The following is an 18,106-nucleotide window of genomic DNA, read 5'->3' on the forward strand; positions in this document are numbered from 1 at the left end:
GGCGGGTGAGGGGGCGTCTCGATGAAGCCGAGAGTCAGCGGCGCGCGTCGCCCCTCACCCCACCCCTCTCCCCGCAAGAGCGGGGCGAGGGAGCGCCCTGGGCGTGGTGGAATTCATCGTTCAAACACAGCGCCCGATAGACGCAGGCAGATGCCGACGACGCGCATGTGAAACGGCGCCGCCGATCTGGTATTCAGTGACTCTCGCAACGCCTCCGCAGGTGAGGGATGATCACGCGACTTGCTGTTTCCGGCTATCGATCCTTGCGCGACGTCCGGTTGTCGCTCGGTCCGCTCAACGTCGTCACCGGCGCCAACGGCACCGGCAAGTCGAGTCTGTATCGTGCGTTGAAACTGCTTGCGGATATCGCGCAGGGGCGGGTGATCCAGTCGCTCGCCGCCGAAGGCGGGTTGCAGTCGACGTTGTGGGCCGGGCCGGAGACGCTGTCGCGCTCGATGAAGCAGGGCGTGCATCCGGTGCAGGGCACGACGCGCAGCAAGCGGGTCGGCCTGAAGCTCGGCTTTGCCGGCACGGACTACGGCTATGCGATCGACCTCGGTCTGCCGGTGCCGTCGGAACGATCGTTGTTCGCGCGCGACCCCGAGATCAAGGCCGAAAGCGTCTGGACCGGCGAATTGCTTGGCCGCGCCAATGCGTTTGCCGAGCGCCGCGGCCCGTCGGTGCGGGTGCGCGACGAGGGGGGCCAGTGGCGCGAGACCTATCGGACGCTCGCGACCTACGACAGCATGATGACTCACTGCGCCGATCCCAAGGATGCGCTCGAACTGCTGCTGCTGCGCGAGCGCATGAACGGCTGGCGGTTCTACGATCAGCTCCGCACCGATCGCGACGCGCCGGCGCGGCGGCCGCAGATCGGCACCTATACGCCGGTGCTGGCGAGCGACGGCGCCGATCTCGCAGCCGCGATTCAGACCATCATCGAGATCGGCGATCCTGACCGGCTCGACGAGACCGTCGTCGACGCCTTTCCCCGTGCGCGCCTCGCCGTCGCAGCCCTCGACGGCTATTTCGAGCTGGAGATGCAGCAGCACGGTCTGCTCCGCCCGCTGAAGACGGCCGAACTGTCGGACGGCACGCTGCGCTATCTGCTGCTGGTCGCGGCGCTGCTGTCGCCGCGGCCGCCGGACCTGATGATCCTCAACGAACCGGAGGCGAGCCTGCACCCCGATCTACTGGCGCCCTTGGCGCGGTTGATTGCGGCGGCTGCGGAGCGTTCGCAGATCATCGTGGTCTCGCACGCGCGCGGGTTGGTCCAGGCGTTGGACCGCGAAGCCGACAGCCGGCAGATCGTGCTGCAGAAGGAACTGAGCGAGACCATCGTGCAGGACGAGACGCCGCCGGCCTGGGCGTGGCCGTCGCGATAACATCCTTCGGGATGCCGATCCTTTCCGCGGGCCGGCTGTTGTCGTACCCCACGCCTTCCGATAGGTTCCGGCTCCTTTTCCCGCCATTCGTTCGAATCAAAGTTCCGCATGCTCGGCCGCCCCAAACTCGTTCTCGCCTCCGGCTCGCCGCGACGGCTCGCGCTGCTCAATCAGGCCGGGATCGAGCCCGACGCGCTGCGCCCGGCCGATGTCGATGAGACGCCGATCAGGGGCGAATTGCCGCGCGCTTGCGCCAATCGGCTGGCGCGCGCCAAGGCCGAGGCGGCGCTGAAATCGGTGCAGCTCGACGACGATCTGCGCGGCGCCTTCCTGCTCGCTGCCGACACCGTGGTGGCGGTCGGCCGCCGCATCCTGCCCAAGGCCGAACTGGTCGACGAGGCCTCGCAATGCCTGCGGCTGCTATCGGGCCGCAACCACCGCGTCTACACCGCGGTCTGCCTGGTGACGCCGAAAGGCGGCTTCCGCCAGCGCCTGATCGAGACCAAGGTGCGGTTCAAGCGGCTGTCGGAGGAGGACATCGACGGCTATGTCGCCTCCGGCGAATGGCGCGGCAAGGCCGGCGGCTACGCCGTGCAGGGCATCGCCGGCAGCTTCGTGGTCAAGCTCGTCGGCTCCTACACCAACATCGTCGGCCTGCCGCTGTACGAGACGGTGTCGCTGCTGGGTGGCGAAGGCTACCCGATCCGGTTCGGCTGGCTCAATGCCTCCTGACGCGCCCGCAGACAGGTCCGGCGCCGGCAAAACCGCTGCGGCAAAGCGGTGTCCGGTCTGTGGCAAACCCGCGACTGCGGAATCCCGGCCGTTTTGCAGCGAACGCTGCCGCGACGTCGACCTCAACCGCTGGCTGTCCGGCGCCTACAAGATCCCGGCCGCCCCGGCGGACGACGACGAGGACAACTGAGGCGGTTCGGCCGGGGGCCCTGACGGACAGACTCGGCCATTGGCCGAGTCGGGGCCGTGGAAGGCGCCGTCCCCTTGGGGCGCCGGCCCACCGGGGCGCTTCGGCCGCATCTGTCGGGTCGCCGAGCCCGCCCGCCTTGCGGAAATCCCGGCGATTTTCCCCGACAAAGGCACCCTTGGACGGGTGGACAGCGCCGCCGCGGCTGACTATAACCCGGCGCTCCCCCGGCCTTCGCGCCGGGCGGAACGCCCAGGTAGCTCAGTTGGTAGAGCATGCGACTGAAAATCGCAGTGTCGGTGGTTCGATCCCGCCCCTGGGCACCATCAGCCTTTTCGGCATTTGCCTCTCATCACAAATTCCGATCCTGCGCCTGTCCGGCCTTTAGGGTTGGCACGGCTCGTCGCTGGGGCCAGTTCTGGTGAAAGTGTCCCGATCGGGATGATTTTGCCGGCTGTCGACGAATCCATCTGAGATAGTCCCGATCGGGATCGTTCTTTGGCATGCAGCCGAAAACATGCCGGGTGTCGATTGATGCCTCGTGCTGATCGGCGTGCGACGGGCCGTCCGGCGGTGAATCGCCTCGCGTTCATCCGCACGCTGAACTTCAGCCCCGCCGCCGCATTCCTGCCCCCCGGGGCGGGCATGCGGAACCCCGGCTGTTGTCGGCGGAGCGGCGGCGCTAAGCAGGGCGACTGCTTCCCCGCGCCGCGCGCCAGCGCAGCGCCTCGGGGCAAGTCTTTTCGCCGGCACGCAGGCACATATCGCGCGGACGGGCGCAACAGGATGAATGACGATCATGCATGATGAATTCGCCGCCGATCTGCGCGGGCTGGCGGCGCGGGGGCGGCTGCGGTCGCTGCGCGCGCGGGCGGGGATCGACTTCACGTCGAACGACTATCTCGGCCTCGCCGAATCCGACGAATTGCGGCGCGCGGCGGCGGACGCCGTGGCGCGCGGGGTGCCGGTGGGGGCCGGCGGATCGCGGCTGCTGCGCGGCAATCATCCCGAGCACGAGGCGCTCGAGGCGGAGGCCGCGGCTTATTTCGGCGCCGAGACGGCGCTGTATTTCGGCGGCGGCTATGTGGCCAATCTGGCGATCTTTTCGACGCTGCCGCAGCGCGGCGATCTGGTCGTGCACGACGAACTGATCCATGCCAGCGTCCACGAGGGGATGCGCCGCGGGCGCGCCGAGTGCGTGGCGGCGGCGCATAATGATGCCGATGCGTTCGACGGCGCGGTGAAGCGCTGGCGCGCGGCCGGTGGCAAAGGCCGGCCGTGGCTCGCGGTCGAGAGCCTCTACAGCATGGACGGCGACAGCCCCGATCTTGGCGCGCTGCTCGCGGTCGCCGATCGCCACGACGCGATGATGGTGATCGACGAGGCGCATGCCACCGGCGTGCTCGGGCCGCAGGGTCGCGGCCTCGCCGCCGCCTTCGAGGGCCGCGACAACGTCGTCACGCTGCACACCTGCGGCAAGGCGCTCGGCACCGTCGGCGGATTCATTCTGGCGCCGCGCACGATCCGCGATTTCCTCGTCAACCGGGCGCGGCCCTTCATCTTCGCGACCGCGCCGTCGCCGCTGGTCGCCGCGATCACGCGCGCGGCGATCGAATTGTCGCGGACCAATCCGGCGCGGCGGGAGCGCCTTGCGCGCCTCGTGCAGTTCGCCGGCGGCGAGCTGCGCCGCCGTTGCGGAATCGCGCCGTCCGGGTCGCAGATCCTGCCGGTGATCATCGGCGCCGACACCGCGGCTGTCGCGGTCGCCGCGTCGTTGCAGCAGCGCGGCTTCGATGTCCGCGCGATCCGCCCGCCGACCGTGCCCGAGGGCACCGCGCGGCTGCGCATCGCGCTGACGGCGACGATCGACGAGGCGACGATCGCGGATCTGTTCGCGGCGATCGCCGAAGAGATGCGGAAGGCGGCATGACAAACGCCATCATCGTCACCGGCACCGACACCGGGATCGGCAAGACCGTGTTCGCGGCCGCGCTCGCCGGCGCGCTCGATGCTTCCTACTGGAAGCCGGTGCAGGCCGGCATCGAGGACGAGACCGACCGGCAGGCGGTGCTGCGGCTGTCCGGCCTGTCCGAGGCGCACTTGTTGCCGGAAGCCTATCGGCTGAACACGCCGGCCTCGCCGCATCTCGCCGCCGAGATCGACGGCGTCACCATCGACGCGGAGGCACTGGTGCTGCCGGAGATCGACGGGCCGCTCGTCGTGGAAGGCGCCGGCGGATTGCTGGTGCCGCTGACGCGCAGTCTGACTTACATCGACGTATTCGCGCGCTGGCATGCGCCGGTGGTGCTGTGCGCGCGCACCACGCTCGGCACCATCAATCACACGCTGCTGTCGATCGAGGCGCTGCGCGCCCGCGCGATTCCGCTGCTCGGCGTGGCCTTCATCGGCGACGAGAATGCCGAATCCGAACGCGTCATCGCCGAAATCGGACGCGCGCGGCGGCTCGGGCGCCTTCCGCATCTCGCGCAACTCACACCTGAATCGCTGCGCGCGGCGTTCGCGCAGAATTTCGCCACCGACGACTTCCTGAAAGACCCCGCCCCATGACATCGACCTCGCCGGTCTGGCATCCCTTCACCCAGCACGCGGTGCAGCCCGAGGCGACGATGATCGCGAAGGGCGAGGGCGCCTGGCTGGAAACCGCGGATGGCGGCCGGATCTATGATGCGATCTCGTCGTGGTGGGTGGTGACCCACGGCCATCGTCATCCGCGGATCGTCCAGGCCATCAAGGATCAGGCCGACCGTCTCGATCAGGTGATCTTCGCCGGCTTCACCCACGAGCCCGCGGAAAAACTGGCGCGACGTCTGGTCGCGATCACGCCGCCCGGGCTCGACTACGTGTTCTTTTCAGACAGTGGTTCGACCTCGGTCGAAGTCGCGCTGAAGATGGCGCTCGGGTTCTGGCGGCATCGCGGCGAGGCCCGCAGCCGCATCCTGGCGCTGCAGGGCGCTTACCATGGCGACACCATCGGCGGCATGTCGGTCGGCGAGCGCGGCGTCTTCAACGCGCCTTACGATCCGCTGCTGTTTCAGGTCGACCGGCTGCCGTTTCCGGCGGAAGGGCGCGAGCAGGCGACGCTCGATGCGCTGGAGACGTCATGCCGCGCCGGCGGCGTCGCAGCACTGATCGTCGAGCCGCTGATCCTCGGCGCCGGCGGCATGCTGATCTATCCGCCCGCGGTGCTGGCGGAGATGAAGCGGATCTGCGCCGGCCACGGCGTCCTGCTGATCGCCGACGAAGTGATGACCGGATGGGGACGCACCGGCACGCTGTTCGCGTGCGAGCAGGCTGATGTGGTGCCCGACATCGCCTGCTACTCGAAGGGCCTCACCGGCGGCTCGCTGCCGCTGGCGGTGACGCTGTGCCGCGCCGAGATCTTCGACGCGCATTATTCGACCGACCGGGCCAAGACGTTCTTTCACTCCAGTTCGTACACCGCCAATCCGATCGCCTGCGCGGCGGCGGCGGCCAATCTCGAGATCTGGGACGAAGAGCCGGTGCGCGAGCGCATCGCGCAACTGGCCGCATGGCACGGGAGCAAGCTCGACCGCTTCCGCGACGATCGGCGGTTTGCAAATGTCCGGCAGCTCGGCACCATCGCGGCGCTCGATGTGATCGCTGGCGATGCCGGCTACATGGCGAACATCGGTCCGCATCTGCACCGGAGTTTCCGCGAGCGCGGCCTGCTGGTCCGGCCGCTCGGCAACACGATCTATCTGATGCCGCCCTACTGCAGCAGCGAGGCCGATCTCGATCTGGTGTATGACGCGATCGGGCAGATCGTGGACGGGATCGCGTGACTTTCTCACGCGCGCCCAATGAGCCGGGTGACGCGGGCGCCGGCCGGATCGCCCCTCAGCGTCTGGCTCAAAACGAGAGCAACACGATCAGGCACTCGAGTTCGTCTTTGCGCGGAGCACACGGATCGGCGCACCGCGCCGTCCAGGCTCCGCGACCAAGCAATCCAGATCTCGTGCTCGGCGCACTGGATTGCTTCGCTTCGCTCGCAATGACGGGGATAGGGCGTTGATAGGTATTTTCGGCCGGACTCTCAGCCGAGTTCCTGAACGACGTGATCGCAACTGGAGCAGCGGAAGACCACCTTCGACGGCTGGTGCGTCCGCCTCGGCAGGCGACCGAGCAATCTCATGTCGCCGCCGCAAATCTCGCATTTGCGGGAAGGTGCTTCTGAATGTGTCATGATGAATTGCAATGTTACTGTAAAGTTTACTTTACACGTTGCACAAACCTTTGTCAGGTCTAATTTTTATTCATTATTCGAGCGGCCATCGCGGCTAATTGAGTGAAGGGGTGAAATGATACCAACGGCTTTGATCTTCGACGTCGACGGGACGCTCGCGGAGACGGAAGAGCTTCACCGGCAGGCTTTCAACGACACCTTCGCCGCGGAGGCGTTGCCCTGGAATTGGGACGCGCCCGCCTATCGGAAGCTGTTGGAGGTCGCCGGCGGCAAGGAGCGGATCGCGCATTTTCTGCAGTCGGAGCCCGAAGGCGCCGCGCGCGCCGCGGACCGGATCGCCGACCTGCACGCGGCCAAGACCGGCCGCTACACCGCGCTGGTCGCCGCGGGCGCGACGCTGCGGCCGGGGGTGGCGCGGCTGATCCGGGAGGCCAAGGCCGCCGGGGTGCGGCTCGCGATCGCCACCACCACCAGCCTGCCGAATGTCGAGGCGCTGCTCGGCGCGTCGCTGGGCCGCGAGGCGATGACGCTGTTCGACGTGGTCGGCGCCGGCGATGTCGTGCCCGCGAAGAAGCCCGCACCGGATATCTATCACTACGTGCTGGAGCGGCTGGCGCTGCCGGCCGCGCGCTGCGTCGCTTTCGAGGATTCCACCAACGGCGTGCGGGCGGCCATCGGCGCGGGGCTCGCCACCATCGTGACGCCGGGCATCTACACCGAGGGCGACGATTTCGCCGGCGCGCTGGCGGTGCTGAGCGATCTCGGCGAGCCGGACGCGCCGTATCGGCATCTCGCCGGCGCCGGCGCCGCCGACGATCTGGTGACGCTCGACGCGCTGGGGCGCTGGCTCGAACTCGCCTGAACCGTCCGCTGAGCGCAGCGGGTCAGCGCGGCCGCACGATCTTGAACACGCCGTTGGCGAGGATGACGCAGCGGCCATCGACGCTCACTTCGGTCGAGGTGAAGATCAGGCTGCGGGTCGCGCGCACCACCCGCGGCCGCGCGATCAACAGATCGCCGATCTCGCCCGCATCGACGAAATGCGTGTCGAGTTGCACGGTGGCGACATGCGGCGCGCCGGATTGTTCGCGCGCGGCCATGCCGGAGGCGCGGTCCGCCAGCGTCATCATCAGCCCGCCCTGAACCAGGCCGCGGCGGTTGCGGTGCTTTGCAGCCGTCGCGATCGCGTATTCATGATGGCCGTCGACGACGCGATGCCACAGCGGCCCGACCAGATCGATGAAGCCGTCGTCGTGGACCACGGTCCAGCCGTCGGCTTTCAGGCTGCGGGCAGTCTCGGTCATGCGCGGTGTGTCCTCCGCCACGGAAACGCCGCGGCGATGGTTTCCTCGGGCACGCCGCCGGTGTAGTCAAGCCGGATGAGCCATCTGCACAACGACACTTTGCGCGCCGACATCGCCGCGCGCTGCCGCACCTTCCCGCGCCACGACGACGGCCTGACGCCGCACGGCCTCAAACGCGCCGCGGTGGCGATCACGGTGGTGGCCGGCCCCGACGGGGCGGCCTCGTTCCTGCTGACGTTCCGCGCCGCGCGATTGCGCGCGCACAGCAACCAATGGGCGCTGCCGGGCGGCCGCTGCGACGAAGGCGAGACCGCCCCCGAAACCGCGCTGCGCGAATTGCACGAGGAACTCGGTCTCGCCTTGCAGGCCGGCGACGTGCTCGGCATGCTCGACGACTATCCGACCCGCTCCGGCTATCTGATCACCCCGGTGGTGGCGTGGGCCGCATCCGCGGCGGAGCTTGCGCCCAATCCGGACGAAGTCGCCTCGGTGCATCACATCGCGCTCGCCGACATCGCGCACGAGGAGGCGTTCGATTTCACCCGGATTCCGGAGAGCGAGCGTCGCGTGGTCAGGTTCCGCCACGCCGGCGACTACATCCACGCGCCGACCGCGGCGCTGATCTATCAGTTCCGCGAAGTGCTGGCCGGCCGGGCGACGCGCGTCGCCGATCTGGAACAGCCGGTGTTCGCCTGGAAGTAGCGTCCGGCAGCGGACGCATCGGGTTTGCGATTTGTCGCAGGCGGCGAAGCGAAGTGATTCATTCACCACTCGATGCGATATGATTCGCCGTATGCTGATCGCCTCGATTCGGAACCCGCTCCGCTCTTCCCTGCTGCGCAAGTCGAGCGTTGCGCTGCTGACGCTGCTCGTGACCGCGTCGCTTGCGCCCGCCCAAACCGCCGCGCCGCTGCCGCCACGGCTCGCCAATGCGATGGCGCAGGCCGCCTCGCCGCAGGCGATCGCCGAGTATCGCTACCGGCTGCAGCAATATCAGGCCGCGCGCGCCGAATACGACGCCGACGCCGAGGCGTATTGGAGCGCGGTCGCCGACAAACGCCGCACCCGCAACGCCAAGCGCCGCGCCGGCGATCGGGTGACGGTCGACGACTACGTGCTGGCGCAGCCGCCGGTCTACACCGGGCCGAAGCGGCCGGTCGATCCTGAGCCGTCGCGAGAGCCGCCGCGCGAGCGCAGGTCGATTCCGGTGGTCGCCGATTTCCTGAAGGCGTCGGCGCAATACTATCAGTTCACGCCGCAGCGGCCGAGCGCCGAGGTCGAATTCAAGCGCGCTTACGCCCGCGTCGCCCGCGCCATGGGGCTGACCCCCGAGCAGGCGGTGCGGGTCTATGCGTTCGAGACCGGCGGCAACGGCGATCACGACATGCAGTCGGGGCTCAGCAAGTCGCGGCCCGGCTCGCGCGCGATCTCCACCGCGATCGGCTACAATCAGTTGCTCACCACCAACACGCTGGTGCTGCTGGCCGAGCAGGGCCATCACATCCTCAAGGCGCTGAACGACAAGGCGGCGCGATTGTCCGGTCCGCAACGCGCGGTGCTGGAGCGCAAGATCGCGGTGGTCAAGCGGATGGTGGCGTTCGCGCGGTCGATCCCGGGCAATTGGAGCGAGCACGAGAAGCTCGGTCGCACGCCGCAGGGCTGGGGCGTGCATGCGCTGGTGCTCGACATCGATGTCGGGCCGCTGCTGCAGACCCACAAGCTGCTGACCTCGGTGAATTTCGCGCGGCTGAAGGGCTACACCCAGCCGCTCACCGCCGCCGAGCTGGAGATGATGAATCTCACCGGCGACGGCACCGGGCTCGACATGGTGACGATGCCGCAGGCGATGCGCGAGATCGTGCCGACCGCGAATTTCTTCCAGCGCTCGGGCTACGAGCGCAATCCGGTGGCGATCCGGCACAACACGGTGGCGAAGCTGCTGGCGATCACCGATTCGCGGATGGATGCCAACAGCAAGAATCCGGGCGCGCGCGAACTCGCCGCCGCGTTCTGACCGCGCCTGTTTCGATCAGCGGTCCGGGCCGAACTTGAAGCTGCCGTCGTCCTCGAGGAACGGCCCGGTGCGCATGTAGAGCTGGCCGTTGGCGCCGAGGAAGAACAGCGTGTCTTTCGGCACCTTCTTGGCGCCCTTGAACAGCTCCTTGGCGTTGCTGGTCCCCATCTTGTAGGCGAAGGTCTTGCTGTCGCGGGTGTAGCCGTAGCCCATGTCCGGCGACAGCACCCACGGCGCCGGCTCCTCGGCGCGCGCGGAAAGCGGTAGTGCGAGCGCGCCGACGACCGCCGCCGCCAGCAGCGTCTCGAGGGATGGGGCGATCATGGCTGCAGTCTCCTTCGACTTCCGACTTCCGGTGCGGGGCGCCGCATGTGACGGCCACATGGGGATATGGCGGTCGAGTCGCGCTTGAACAAATCACGAACAATGCGACTGCGTCAAGCAGACCGCGATTCTGGTAGCACCGGATGTTCTTCCGAACGAAGTGGATGGCATTGGTGTGAAGGAAATACGTCGGATGAGGCATCCGGAATTCGCGTCGCGGTGGTGCGCGATCTCGTCACTGGCGGTCCGGACTCTTCCGCCCGCGCCGATTCCGGACTAGAGCTGTTCCGGTTCTGATCGAATCAGAACCGGCCGCCGGATTGTTGTTTCGACGCGTTCCGTCCACGCGAACCGGTGTCCACTTCGCAGGAAAACGCTCCGGAAGCGGCGGCGAATACGATCAAGGGGGTGGACGATGCGCGCAAGGTCCTGGCAGGCTTGGATGAAGGGCGCTGCGGTGGCGCTGGCGTCGGTGGGCGCGCTCGGCGGCGCGGCGCGCGCCGACGAGTTCAAGCTCAGCAACAACCAACGCATCGCCTGCAGCCGCGGGCTCAGTCCCGGCAAGCTCACCACCGCAACCTGCCGCTCCTACGCCTATCTGTTCAACGTCAAGACCTCGGAATACTACCGTTGCTCGGTCAGCCTGGCGATGACCCGCGACAACAAGGAAGTGATCAACGTCCAGACCGACGGCGGCTGCTTCAAGCGTCCGCGGATCTTCGACACCGACGGCACCTACCAATTCGACGCCGCCGAGACCGAATCGGCGAACACCAATTCGTTCTTCGGCCCGGGCGGTTACGCGGTCTGGGCGAGCGACGTCGCGAGCCGCAAGGTGCGCGGCTGCATCATCATCGTTTCGGGGCTCGGCGACGACGTATCGCGCTGCATCGACATGACGTTCGAGGAGTAGCGCGACCGCTCACTCCAGCGTGCCCAGCGGCCGCGTCGCGGCGGCGCGGGCGAATTTCTTCAGCCCCATCGGCTTGCCGAACAGATAGCCCTGCACCAGATCGAAGCCGATCTCGTGGGCCGCGACGTAGTCGGAGCGGCTCTCGATGCCGGTCGCGGTGCAGCGCGCGCCATACTCGCCGGCGAGGTCGACGATCCGGCGGCACACCGTCCGTTTCAGCCGGTCGTCGGCGCAGCCGGTGACATAGGCGCGGTCGACCTTCAGTTCGACGAACGGAAACGCGGTGCGATGCATCAGTTCCGGCCAGTCGGCGCCGACCTTGTCGATCGCGATCGCGACGTTGTGCAGCCGTAATCGCTGCGCGACGTCGACCATCGCGTCGATATGGCTGGCGGCTTCGCCGGCGTTGATCTCGACGATCAGTCCGCCGAACGCCGGATGCGTCGGGATCCACGCGCACAGATCCTCGACCGCCTGCGCGTCGAGCAGGAAGTCGACCGGAAGATTGATCGACAGATCGACCGGGCCGTGATGATCGAGCAGATAGCGCCAGTCCGCGACGGCGCGCGCGACGACGAATTCGGACAGCGCGCGGAAATGCGGGTCGTTGCGGTCCGGCAGGAATGCCGACGGCACCACCACACCCCAGCTCGGGTGCCGCATCCGCACCAGCGCCTCGGCGCCGCAGGGCATCAGCGAGCGGGCATCGAGCTTGCGCTGGTACCAGAGTTCCAGCCAGCCGGTCTTCAACGCCTCGGCGACATCGACTTCGGGCTGCGGCGCGGGCTCCTGCGGCAGCAGCGGCGCCACGCTCTCGCGCAGCATCTGCGCGCTGAACGGCGTGGTCAGCGGCGGCAGCATGGTCAGGCCGCGTTCGAGCCCGTGGTGCAGAATGCCGCGCAGCGCGATGCTCTCGCGCGCGGAGATCAGCATCACGCTGCCGCTGAACCCGGCACTGCCGGCGACGTCCAGAATCCGGGCCGCCTCGACGCCGCCGACCGACGAGCCGATCACCAGCATGTCGGGCTGCTGGGAGAGGAGCCGCGGCGACAACTCCTCGACGCCGCCGCACTCGCTGGTGACGAAGCGCAGTTCCTCGAGCGTGTCGGCGAGGAACGCCCGCAGATGCGGCTTGCCGTCGATGATGCAGGCGCGCGGCGATACTTTGCGGCGTCCGAACGCAGCGGGCGCTGCGCGTTCCTGTATTTCGGTCGTGGTGGTCGTCATGTCGCTCCCCCCGTTATCCATCGCAGTTTTACGAGTTGGAACGCGTTCGAATTGTGGAATTGTTCCGCAACCCACATGAAGTCCCGGGTAGGGTTAAACCGGCGATAGCTATTTAAATTGCGATGATCGGGAACGCGCGACGATGCGCGCGGAGCGTGCGAAAAAGCTTCCGAAAGGCGAGCTGAGTGCGAGGTTTTACAATGCTCCCGTGTGATCGGCGGAAGCCTCACGCGGCGGCGTTTTGCCGACGCGCGAGACGATGATCGTGGGGCGATCGCGGCGAGGCTGCTACTGCGGTTCGATCTTGGCGAACTTCGCGACCTTGCCCCATTTCTCGGTTTCGGCGAGCACGAAGCGCTGCATGTCGGCGGGCGAACCGCCGACCGGATCGGCGCCGAGCTTGCGCAGCCGCTCGGTGCCGCTCTCGGTCTTGATGAATTTGTCGACGCTGGCATTGAGTTTGGCGACGATCTCCGGCGAGGTCTTCGCCGGCGCACCGATCGTGAACCATGCCGCGGCGTCGTAGCCGGGCACGCCGGCTTCGGCGATGGTCGGCAGATCCGGCAGCAGCGGCCAGCGCGTCGCGGTCGAGACCGCGAGCGCGCGGATCGCACCGCCGTCGGCATGGGGCTGCGACGCCGGCAGATTGTCGATGGTCAGGTGCACGCGGCCGGCGATCAGGTCGGTCAGCATCGGCGCCGAGCCCTTGTAGGGCACGTGCGTCATCGGCGCGCCGGTCATCGACTTGAACAGTTCGATCGAGACGTGCGCGGTCGAGCCGAGGCCGGGCGTGCCGTAGAATACTTCTCCCGGCTTCGATTTGGCGTAGGCGATCAGTTCGGCGACGCTCTTCACCGGCAGCGCATTGGTCACCGAGCACAGGTTCGGCACCTTGGCGATGACGATCACCGGCGCGATGTCCTTGGCCTGATCGTAGCTCAGCGACTTGAACACGAACTGATTGATCGCGTGCGTGCCCGGCGTGCCGACGATGAAGGTGTAGCCGTCGGGATCCGCCTTGGCGACGAAGTCGGCGGCGATGTTGCCGCCGGCGCCGGCCTTGTTCTCCACCACGAATTGCTGGCCGTACTCTTCCGACATCTTCTGCGCCACAAGTCGCGCCAGGATATCGGTGGTGCCGCCGGCCGCGAACGGCACGACGAACTTCACCGGGCGGCTCGGCCAGTTGTCGGCGCGGACGATGCCCGGCAGCAGCGGCAGCGCGCCCAGCGCTGCGGCGCCGCGCAGCACGGTGCGGCGGCTCGGTCGGAACGGCGGTCGGGTCGAAGACGGCATGCGGACTTCCTTCTTTTGGTTCTGTTGGGAGCGGACGACGACGAAAAGCCGGCGTGCGGAAACGCGCCGGCGCTGGACGTGCAATCAGTTGCGGCTGGTCCGCGCCGGGGCGCGGCGGATCGAACGGTCGGGGATGAAGGCGCAGGCCGGCAGATAGCTGCAATCGGTCGCGGCGTACGAAAGCGCAACGCGCTGTCGAGCGGTCATGTCTAGCGTTCTCCCGGTCCGACCGGCCTCTTGCGGGCTGGTGCGGGCGCCAGACTACGCGGTCGGCCGCGGCCTGACCAGGGCGTCGCATCGCGATCGCCGCAATGCCGGCATGGCCGGCAAGGCTCAGTTGCCGATCAGCCCCGGCCGGCCGGCTTCGACCACCAGGGTTCGGGCGGTTCTGACCGGCTCTCCGCGGGTCGCGATGCCGTCCACCGACCGGAAATCCGCCTGCCAGCGGGTCGGGGTCACGACGTGGCGGGTGTAGCCGCGCCGGTCGCTGAAGAATTTCAGATGCGGGTTGTTGCGGTACATCGCCGCCAGCTTCTCGGCCGTCGCGGGGCCGTCACCGGGCGACGAGATCGAGGTCGACAGGAACTCGACGCCGATGCAGGGCGATTCCGGGTTGCGCCAGTCGCGCCGCAGTTCGAGCGCGAGCGCGCGGTGCAGGTCGCCGGTCAGCACCACCGGATTGGCGACATTGGCGTCGATGAGCATCGCCGTCACCCGGTCGCGCGCGGCGCTGGCGCCGCTCCAGGTGTCGAGATCGAGCACCGGCGCGTCGGTCTCCTTGACGAACGGAAAGCCGCGCCAGTCGAACGGCGCGAACTGCACCTGCTGCGCCAGCACCTGCCAGGTCGCGCTGCTCTGCTTCAGCCGCTGCGCCAGCCACTGCTCCTGCGCCGCGCCGAGCATGGTGCGACCGGCGTCGTCGGCCTCGTCGCAATGCGCGCGAAAGCCGTCGCCGCAGGGCTGGCGCGAGCGATACTGCCGGGTGTCGAGCACGGCGATGTCGGCGAGGGTGCCGAAGCGGAAGCCGCGATAGGCGAGCACGTCGGGGCCGCGCGGGAGCTGCGCAAGGCGCACCGGCATATGTTCGTACCAGGCCTGCAGCGCCATCGCCCGGCGGAACAGAAATGCTTCGGCCGGGGTCTTTTTCGGATCGCTGTCGGCGGCCCAGTTGTTGGCGACATCGTGATCGTCGAAGCTCGACAGGAACGGACAGGATGCGTGCGCCGCCTGCAGGTCCGGGTCGCCCTTGTACAGCGCGTAGCGGCGGCGATAGTCGGTCAGCGTGAAGCAGGCCTGGAAATCCTGCGGCATCAGGCGCGGATACGGCTTGCCGTTGCGGTCCAGGGTCGTGAAGCCGTGCTCGTAGATGTAGTCGCCATAATGGAAGACGAAGTCGAGCTGGTCGTCGGCGATCGCCCGCCACGCCGTGTAGAACCCGCCTTCCCAGAGCTGGCAGCCGGCGGCGGCGAAGCGCAGTTGCGCCGGCGTCTCGCGAGGCGCGGGCAGGGTGCGGGCGCGGCCGATCGGGCTTTCGGCGTCGCCGGCGCGGAAGCGATAGAAGTAATCGCGCGCGGGCGACAGCCCTTCGACCTCGACGTGCACCGAATGCGCCAGTTCGAGCCGCGCGATCGCGGTCTCGCTGCGCAAGACCCGGGTCATCGCCGCATCGTCGGCGATCTCGACCGTGACCTCGACCGCCTGGATCGTCATGCCGCCGCGCGGCTCGAGCGGTTCCGGCGCCAGCCGGGTCCACAGCACGAAGCCGTCGGGCGCCGGATCGCCCGAAGCGATCCCGAGCGTGAACGGATTGGACTTGAAGACGACGCGCTCGGCGGCCTCGGCGGCCTCGGCGGCGGCCGGCAGCGCGCCGGCAAGGCCGGCCCCGAGTGCGCCGCGCAGCAGCGTGCGGCGGTCGAAGGCGAGGCCGGTGGAGGGTGGTTGAGGGGACATCGACGGACCGATCGGCAACAGTTGCTCGCCGATGCGGCGGGCACCGGCGATTTCGAGGAGCGGCAGGGTAGCGCGGCCACGTGAACGCGCGGCGACAACCTACTCAGCCGGCGTGGGCGGGGCCAGCCCAATGGGCGGCAATGCGGTCTGGCGGGTCTCGGGCATCAGGACGACGAACAGCACCAGCCCGAGCGCCGCGATCGCGGCGAGGGTGAGAAATGCAGCGCTGTAGCCGGCGGTGACCACGATCAGCCCCGCGACGGCGGTCGACAGCGCGCCGCCGATTCCGGTCGCCGTGGCGATCGCGCCCTGGCTGATGTTGAAATGCCCGGTGCCGCGGGTGAGGTCGGCCACCACCAGCGGAAACAGCGCGCCGAAGATGCCGGCGCCGACGCCGTCGAGCATCTGCACCCCGACCAGCCAGAACGGATTGTCGGACAATGGATACAGCGCGCCGCGCAGCGCCAGCACGCCCAGCGCCACCGCGAAGATCGGCTTGCGGCCCCAGATTTCGGCCTTGTGGCCGACCAGCATCGCCACCGGCACCATCACGATCTGCGCCGCGACGATGCAGATCGACATGAGCGAGGTACCGAGATCGCGGTTGACCAGAGCGAGCTTCTGCCCGACCAGCGGCAGCATCGCCGCATTGGCGAAGTGAAACAGCACGGTCGAAGCGGCGAAGATCAGCAGCGGACGGCAGGTGAGCAGCACCTTGAAGCCCGACGGCTGGTCGTGGTGCTGGCCCCGGGCGGGTTCGCCTGCGTTCGGCCCGCTGATAGGGTCGAGGCCGCGCGCGACGTGATCGTCGATCGCCGTTGCCGGGATCGACAGCGTTGCCACGATGCTGGCGACCGCCATCGCCGACATCAGCCAGAACACCACCACCGGACCGAAATAATACGCGGAGACGCCCGCCAGCGTCGCCGCCACCGCATTGCCGGCGTGATTGAACGCCTCGTTGCGCCCGGTGCGGCGGGCGAAGGCGCGGGGGCCGACGATCCCGAGCGTCACCGCCGCAACCGCGGGCGCGAAGATGGCGCCGGCCGCGCCGGCCAGCGCCTGGGTCGCCGCCACGGCTTCGAAGCTCTGCAACAACGGCAGCGTCACCGACGCCAGCGTCACCACGGTCGCCGCGGCGATCAGCAGGCCGCGCTTGGCCGTCGAGCGGTCGATCAGCGCCCCGGCCGGTGTCTGCGCGACGATCCCGGCCAACGCGGCGACCGCCATCACCAGCCCGATCGAGGCCTCGTCCCAGTGCTGCACCGACAGCAGATAGATCGCCAGATACGGGCCGAGCCCGTCGCGGACGTCGGCCAGGAAGAAGTTGAGCGCGTCGAGCGACCGGTCGAGCCTGTGCTCCAAGGGCAAGCAAGCCTCCGGGGGGGGGTGCGAAGAAGCCACGTCACAAACTGCCCGGCCGGGCGCTTGTTCCGGGGCGATCTGCATCGCCGTCGATTTGACGGGTTGACCGCGGCGTTCCGTCCGTTCAGTTTCGCTGCCAAACAACCCAGGGGAGAAAACCGTTCATGAAGGCCAGATTTTTGGGTTTTGCCGCGGTTGCGGCCGTGTTCGTCTCGGCGCCGCAGGCTCACGCCCAGCAATTCGTCAACGTGCTGACCGGCGGAACGTCGGGCGTGTACTATCCCCTCGGCGTCGCGATCGCGAAGATCTACGGCGACAAGATTCCGAACGTGAAGTCGCAGGTGCAGGCCACCAAGGCGTCGGTCGAGAACCTGAACCTGTTGCAGCAGGGCCGCGGCGAGATCGCCTTCACGCTGGGCGACTCGCTGAAAGCCGCATGGGACGGCGACCCCGAAGCCGGCTTCAAGGCCAAGCTCGACAAGCTGCGGGTGATCGGCGCGATCTATCCGAACTACATCCAGATCGTCGCCACGGCGGATTCCGGCATCAAGACGCTCGGCGATCTCAAGGGCAAGAGCCTGTCGGTCGGCGCGCCGAAATCCGGCACCGAGCTGAATTCGCGCGCGATCCTCAAGGCCGCCGGCATGGACTACAAGGACATGGGCAAGATCGAGTATCTGCCCTTCGCCGAATCCGTCGACCTGATGAAGAACCGCCAGCTCGCCGCCACGCTGCAATCCGCCGGGCTCGGCGTCGCCTCGCTGAAGGATCTCAGCAACTCCTCCGAGATCAACGTCGTCTCGGTGCCGAAGGAGGTGGTCGACAAGATCGGCTCGCCGTTCGTCGCCGAAACGATCCCGGCCGGCACCTACAAGGGCCAGGACAAGGACGTCCCGACCGCGGCGGTGATCAACTATCTCGTCACCTCGAGCGCGGTGTCCGACGATCTCGCCTATCAGATGACCAAGCTGGTCTACGACTCGCTGCCGGAACTCGCCAGCGCCCACGCCGCCGGCAAGGGCATCAAGCTGGAGACCGCCGCGGCAGGCAGCCCGGTTCCGCTGCATCCCGGCGCGATCAAGTACTTCAAGGAAAAAGGCGTGCTGAAGTAAGCTCGTCGGCAAACATCGCACGATATCGTCATGCGCGGGCTCGACCCGCGCATCCATCATGTTTCGAAAAGA

The 18,106-nt window shown here is 68.0% G+C and carries 18 protein-coding genes and 1 tRNA gene; 12 read left to right on the forward strand and 7 right to left on the reverse strand.

Annotated features, from left to right (window positions below):
• Positions 1-227: 227 nt before the first annotated feature.
• From SR870_RS22040 to SR870_RS22075, 8 genes are all read left to right on the forward strand, one after another.
• On the forward strand, positions 228-1,385 hold the full coding sequence (locus SR870_RS22040) for an AAA family ATPase (protein WP_322515627.1): 1,158 nt from the start codon (positions 228-230) through the stop codon (positions 1,383-1,385).
• Positions 1,386-1,493: 108 nt separating this feature from the next.
• Complete coding sequence (locus tag SR870_RS22045) at positions 1,494-2,117, forward strand: Maf-like protein (protein ID WP_322515628.1); 624 nt, start codon at positions 1,494-1,496, stop codon at positions 2,115-2,117.
• The gene (gene yacG, locus SR870_RS22050) at positions 2,107-2,307 is read left to right on the forward strand and encodes a DNA gyrase inhibitor YacG (RefSeq protein ID WP_322515629.1); all 201 of its coding nucleotides are present in this window, start codon (positions 2,107-2,109) and stop codon (positions 2,305-2,307) included. Before SR870_RS22045 ends, yacG begins: the two co-directional genes overlap by 11 nt.
• 247 nt (positions 2,308-2,554) lie before the next feature.
• A tRNA-Phe gene (locus SR870_RS22055) sits at positions 2,555-2,630 on the forward strand.
• A gap of 473 nt (positions 2,631-3,103) precedes the next feature.
• Positions 3,104-4,234, forward strand: a complete 1,131-nt coding sequence (locus tag SR870_RS22060; protein ID WP_322515630.1) for an 8-amino-7-oxononanoate synthase — start codon at positions 3,104-3,106, stop codon at positions 4,232-4,234.
• Positions 4,231-4,872 (forward strand): dethiobiotin synthase, encoded by a 642-nt coding sequence (bioD, locus tag SR870_RS22065; RefSeq protein WP_322515631.1) that lies wholly within the window; start codon positions 4,231-4,233, stop codon positions 4,870-4,872. The genes SR870_RS22060 and bioD overlap by 4 nt, the downstream gene beginning before the upstream one ends.
• A complete protein-coding gene (locus SR870_RS22070) occupies positions 4,869-6,128 on the forward strand; it encodes an adenosylmethionine--8-amino-7-oxononanoate transaminase (protein ID WP_322515632.1) in 1,260 nt (419 codons plus the stop codon). Before bioD ends, SR870_RS22070 begins: the two co-directional genes overlap by 4 nt.
• Before the next feature lie 516 nt (positions 6,129-6,644).
• The gene (locus SR870_RS22075) at positions 6,645-7,391 is read left to right on the forward strand and encodes an HAD-IA family hydrolase (protein ID WP_322515633.1); all 747 of its coding nucleotides are present in this window, start codon (positions 6,645-6,647) and stop codon (positions 7,389-7,391) included.
• A 22-nt stretch (positions 7,392-7,413) separates the two neighbouring features.
• Here the strand turns inward: SR870_RS22075 and SR870_RS22080 are convergent, their stop codons facing one another.
• Positions 7,414-7,833, reverse strand: coding sequence for a PaaI family thioesterase (locus SR870_RS22080; protein ID WP_322515634.1), 420 nt, complete (start codon positions 7,831-7,833; stop codon positions 7,414-7,416).
• A 75-nt stretch (positions 7,834-7,908) separates the two neighbouring features.
• On the opposite strand from SR870_RS22080, the gene SR870_RS22085 reads away from it, so the two are divergent.
• Both SR870_RS22085 and SR870_RS22090 read left to right on the forward strand, forming a co-directional pair.
• Positions 7,909-8,535 carry a CoA pyrophosphatase gene (locus SR870_RS22085; protein WP_322515635.1) on the forward strand — a complete coding sequence of 209 codons (627 nt, stop codon included), beginning with the start codon at positions 7,909-7,911 and terminating at the stop codon, positions 8,533-8,535.
• A gap of 79 nt (positions 8,536-8,614) precedes the next feature.
• Positions 8,615-9,847, forward strand: a complete 1,233-nt coding sequence (locus SR870_RS22090; RefSeq protein WP_322515636.1) for a hypothetical protein — start codon at positions 8,615-8,617, stop codon at positions 9,845-9,847.
• Between the two features lie 15 nt (positions 9,848-9,862).
• Here the strand turns inward: SR870_RS22090 and SR870_RS22095 are convergent, their stop codons facing one another.
• A complete protein-coding gene (locus SR870_RS22095; RefSeq protein WP_322515637.1) occupies positions 9,863-10,171 on the reverse strand; it encodes a hypothetical protein in 309 nt (102 codons plus the stop codon).
• 442 nt (positions 10,172-10,613) lie between these two features.
• Between SR870_RS22095 and SR870_RS22100 the strand changes: the two genes are divergently transcribed.
• Positions 10,614-11,084: a hypothetical protein gene (locus SR870_RS22100; protein WP_322518348.1), complete on the forward strand. Its 471-nt coding sequence runs from the start codon at positions 10,614-10,616 to the stop codon at positions 11,082-11,084.
• Positions 11,085-11,093: 9 nt separating this feature from the next.
• Here SR870_RS22100 and SR870_RS22105 read toward each other — a convergent pair whose 3' ends face one another.
• The 5 genes from SR870_RS22105 to SR870_RS22125 form a co-directional block, all read right to left on the reverse strand.
• The gene (locus SR870_RS22105) at positions 11,094-12,311 is read right to left on the reverse strand and encodes an EAL domain-containing protein (protein ID WP_322515638.1); all 1,218 of its coding nucleotides are present in this window, start codon (positions 12,309-12,311) and stop codon (positions 11,094-11,096) included.
• A 288-nt stretch (positions 12,312-12,599) separates the two neighbouring features.
• Positions 12,600-13,607 carry a tripartite tricarboxylate transporter substrate binding protein gene (locus SR870_RS22110; protein ID WP_322515639.1) on the reverse strand — a complete coding sequence of 336 codons (1,008 nt, stop codon included), beginning with the start codon at positions 13,605-13,607 and terminating at the stop codon, positions 12,600-12,602.
• Positions 13,608-13,691: 84 nt separating this feature from the next.
• Positions 13,692-13,814, reverse strand: a complete 123-nt coding sequence (locus SR870_RS22115; protein WP_322515640.1) for a hypothetical protein — start codon at positions 13,812-13,814, stop codon at positions 13,692-13,694.
• A 126-nt stretch (positions 13,815-13,940) separates the two neighbouring features.
• On the reverse strand, positions 13,941-15,557 hold the full coding sequence (locus tag SR870_RS22120; protein WP_322515641.1) for an alkaline phosphatase D family protein: 1,617 nt from the start codon (positions 15,555-15,557) through the stop codon (positions 13,941-13,943).
• A gap of 99 nt (positions 15,558-15,656) precedes the next feature.
• Complete coding sequence (locus SR870_RS22125; RefSeq protein WP_416221107.1) at positions 15,657-17,006, reverse strand: MFS transporter; 1,350 nt, start codon at positions 17,004-17,006, stop codon at positions 15,657-15,659.
• 80 nt (positions 17,007-17,086) lie between these two features.
• On the opposite strand from SR870_RS22125, the gene SR870_RS22130 reads away from it, so the two are divergent.
• Positions 17,087-18,034 (forward strand): TAXI family TRAP transporter solute-binding subunit, encoded by a 948-nt coding sequence (locus SR870_RS22130; protein WP_322515643.1) that lies wholly within the window; start codon positions 17,087-17,089, stop codon positions 18,032-18,034.
• The last annotated feature ends 72 nt before the right edge of the window (positions 18,035-18,106 follow it).

Source organism: Rhodopseudomonas palustris, from assembly GCF_034479375.1.
In the GTDB taxonomy this organism is placed as follows: domain Bacteria; phylum Pseudomonadota; class Alphaproteobacteria; order Rhizobiales; family Xanthobacteraceae; genus Rhodopseudomonas; species Rhodopseudomonas palustris_M.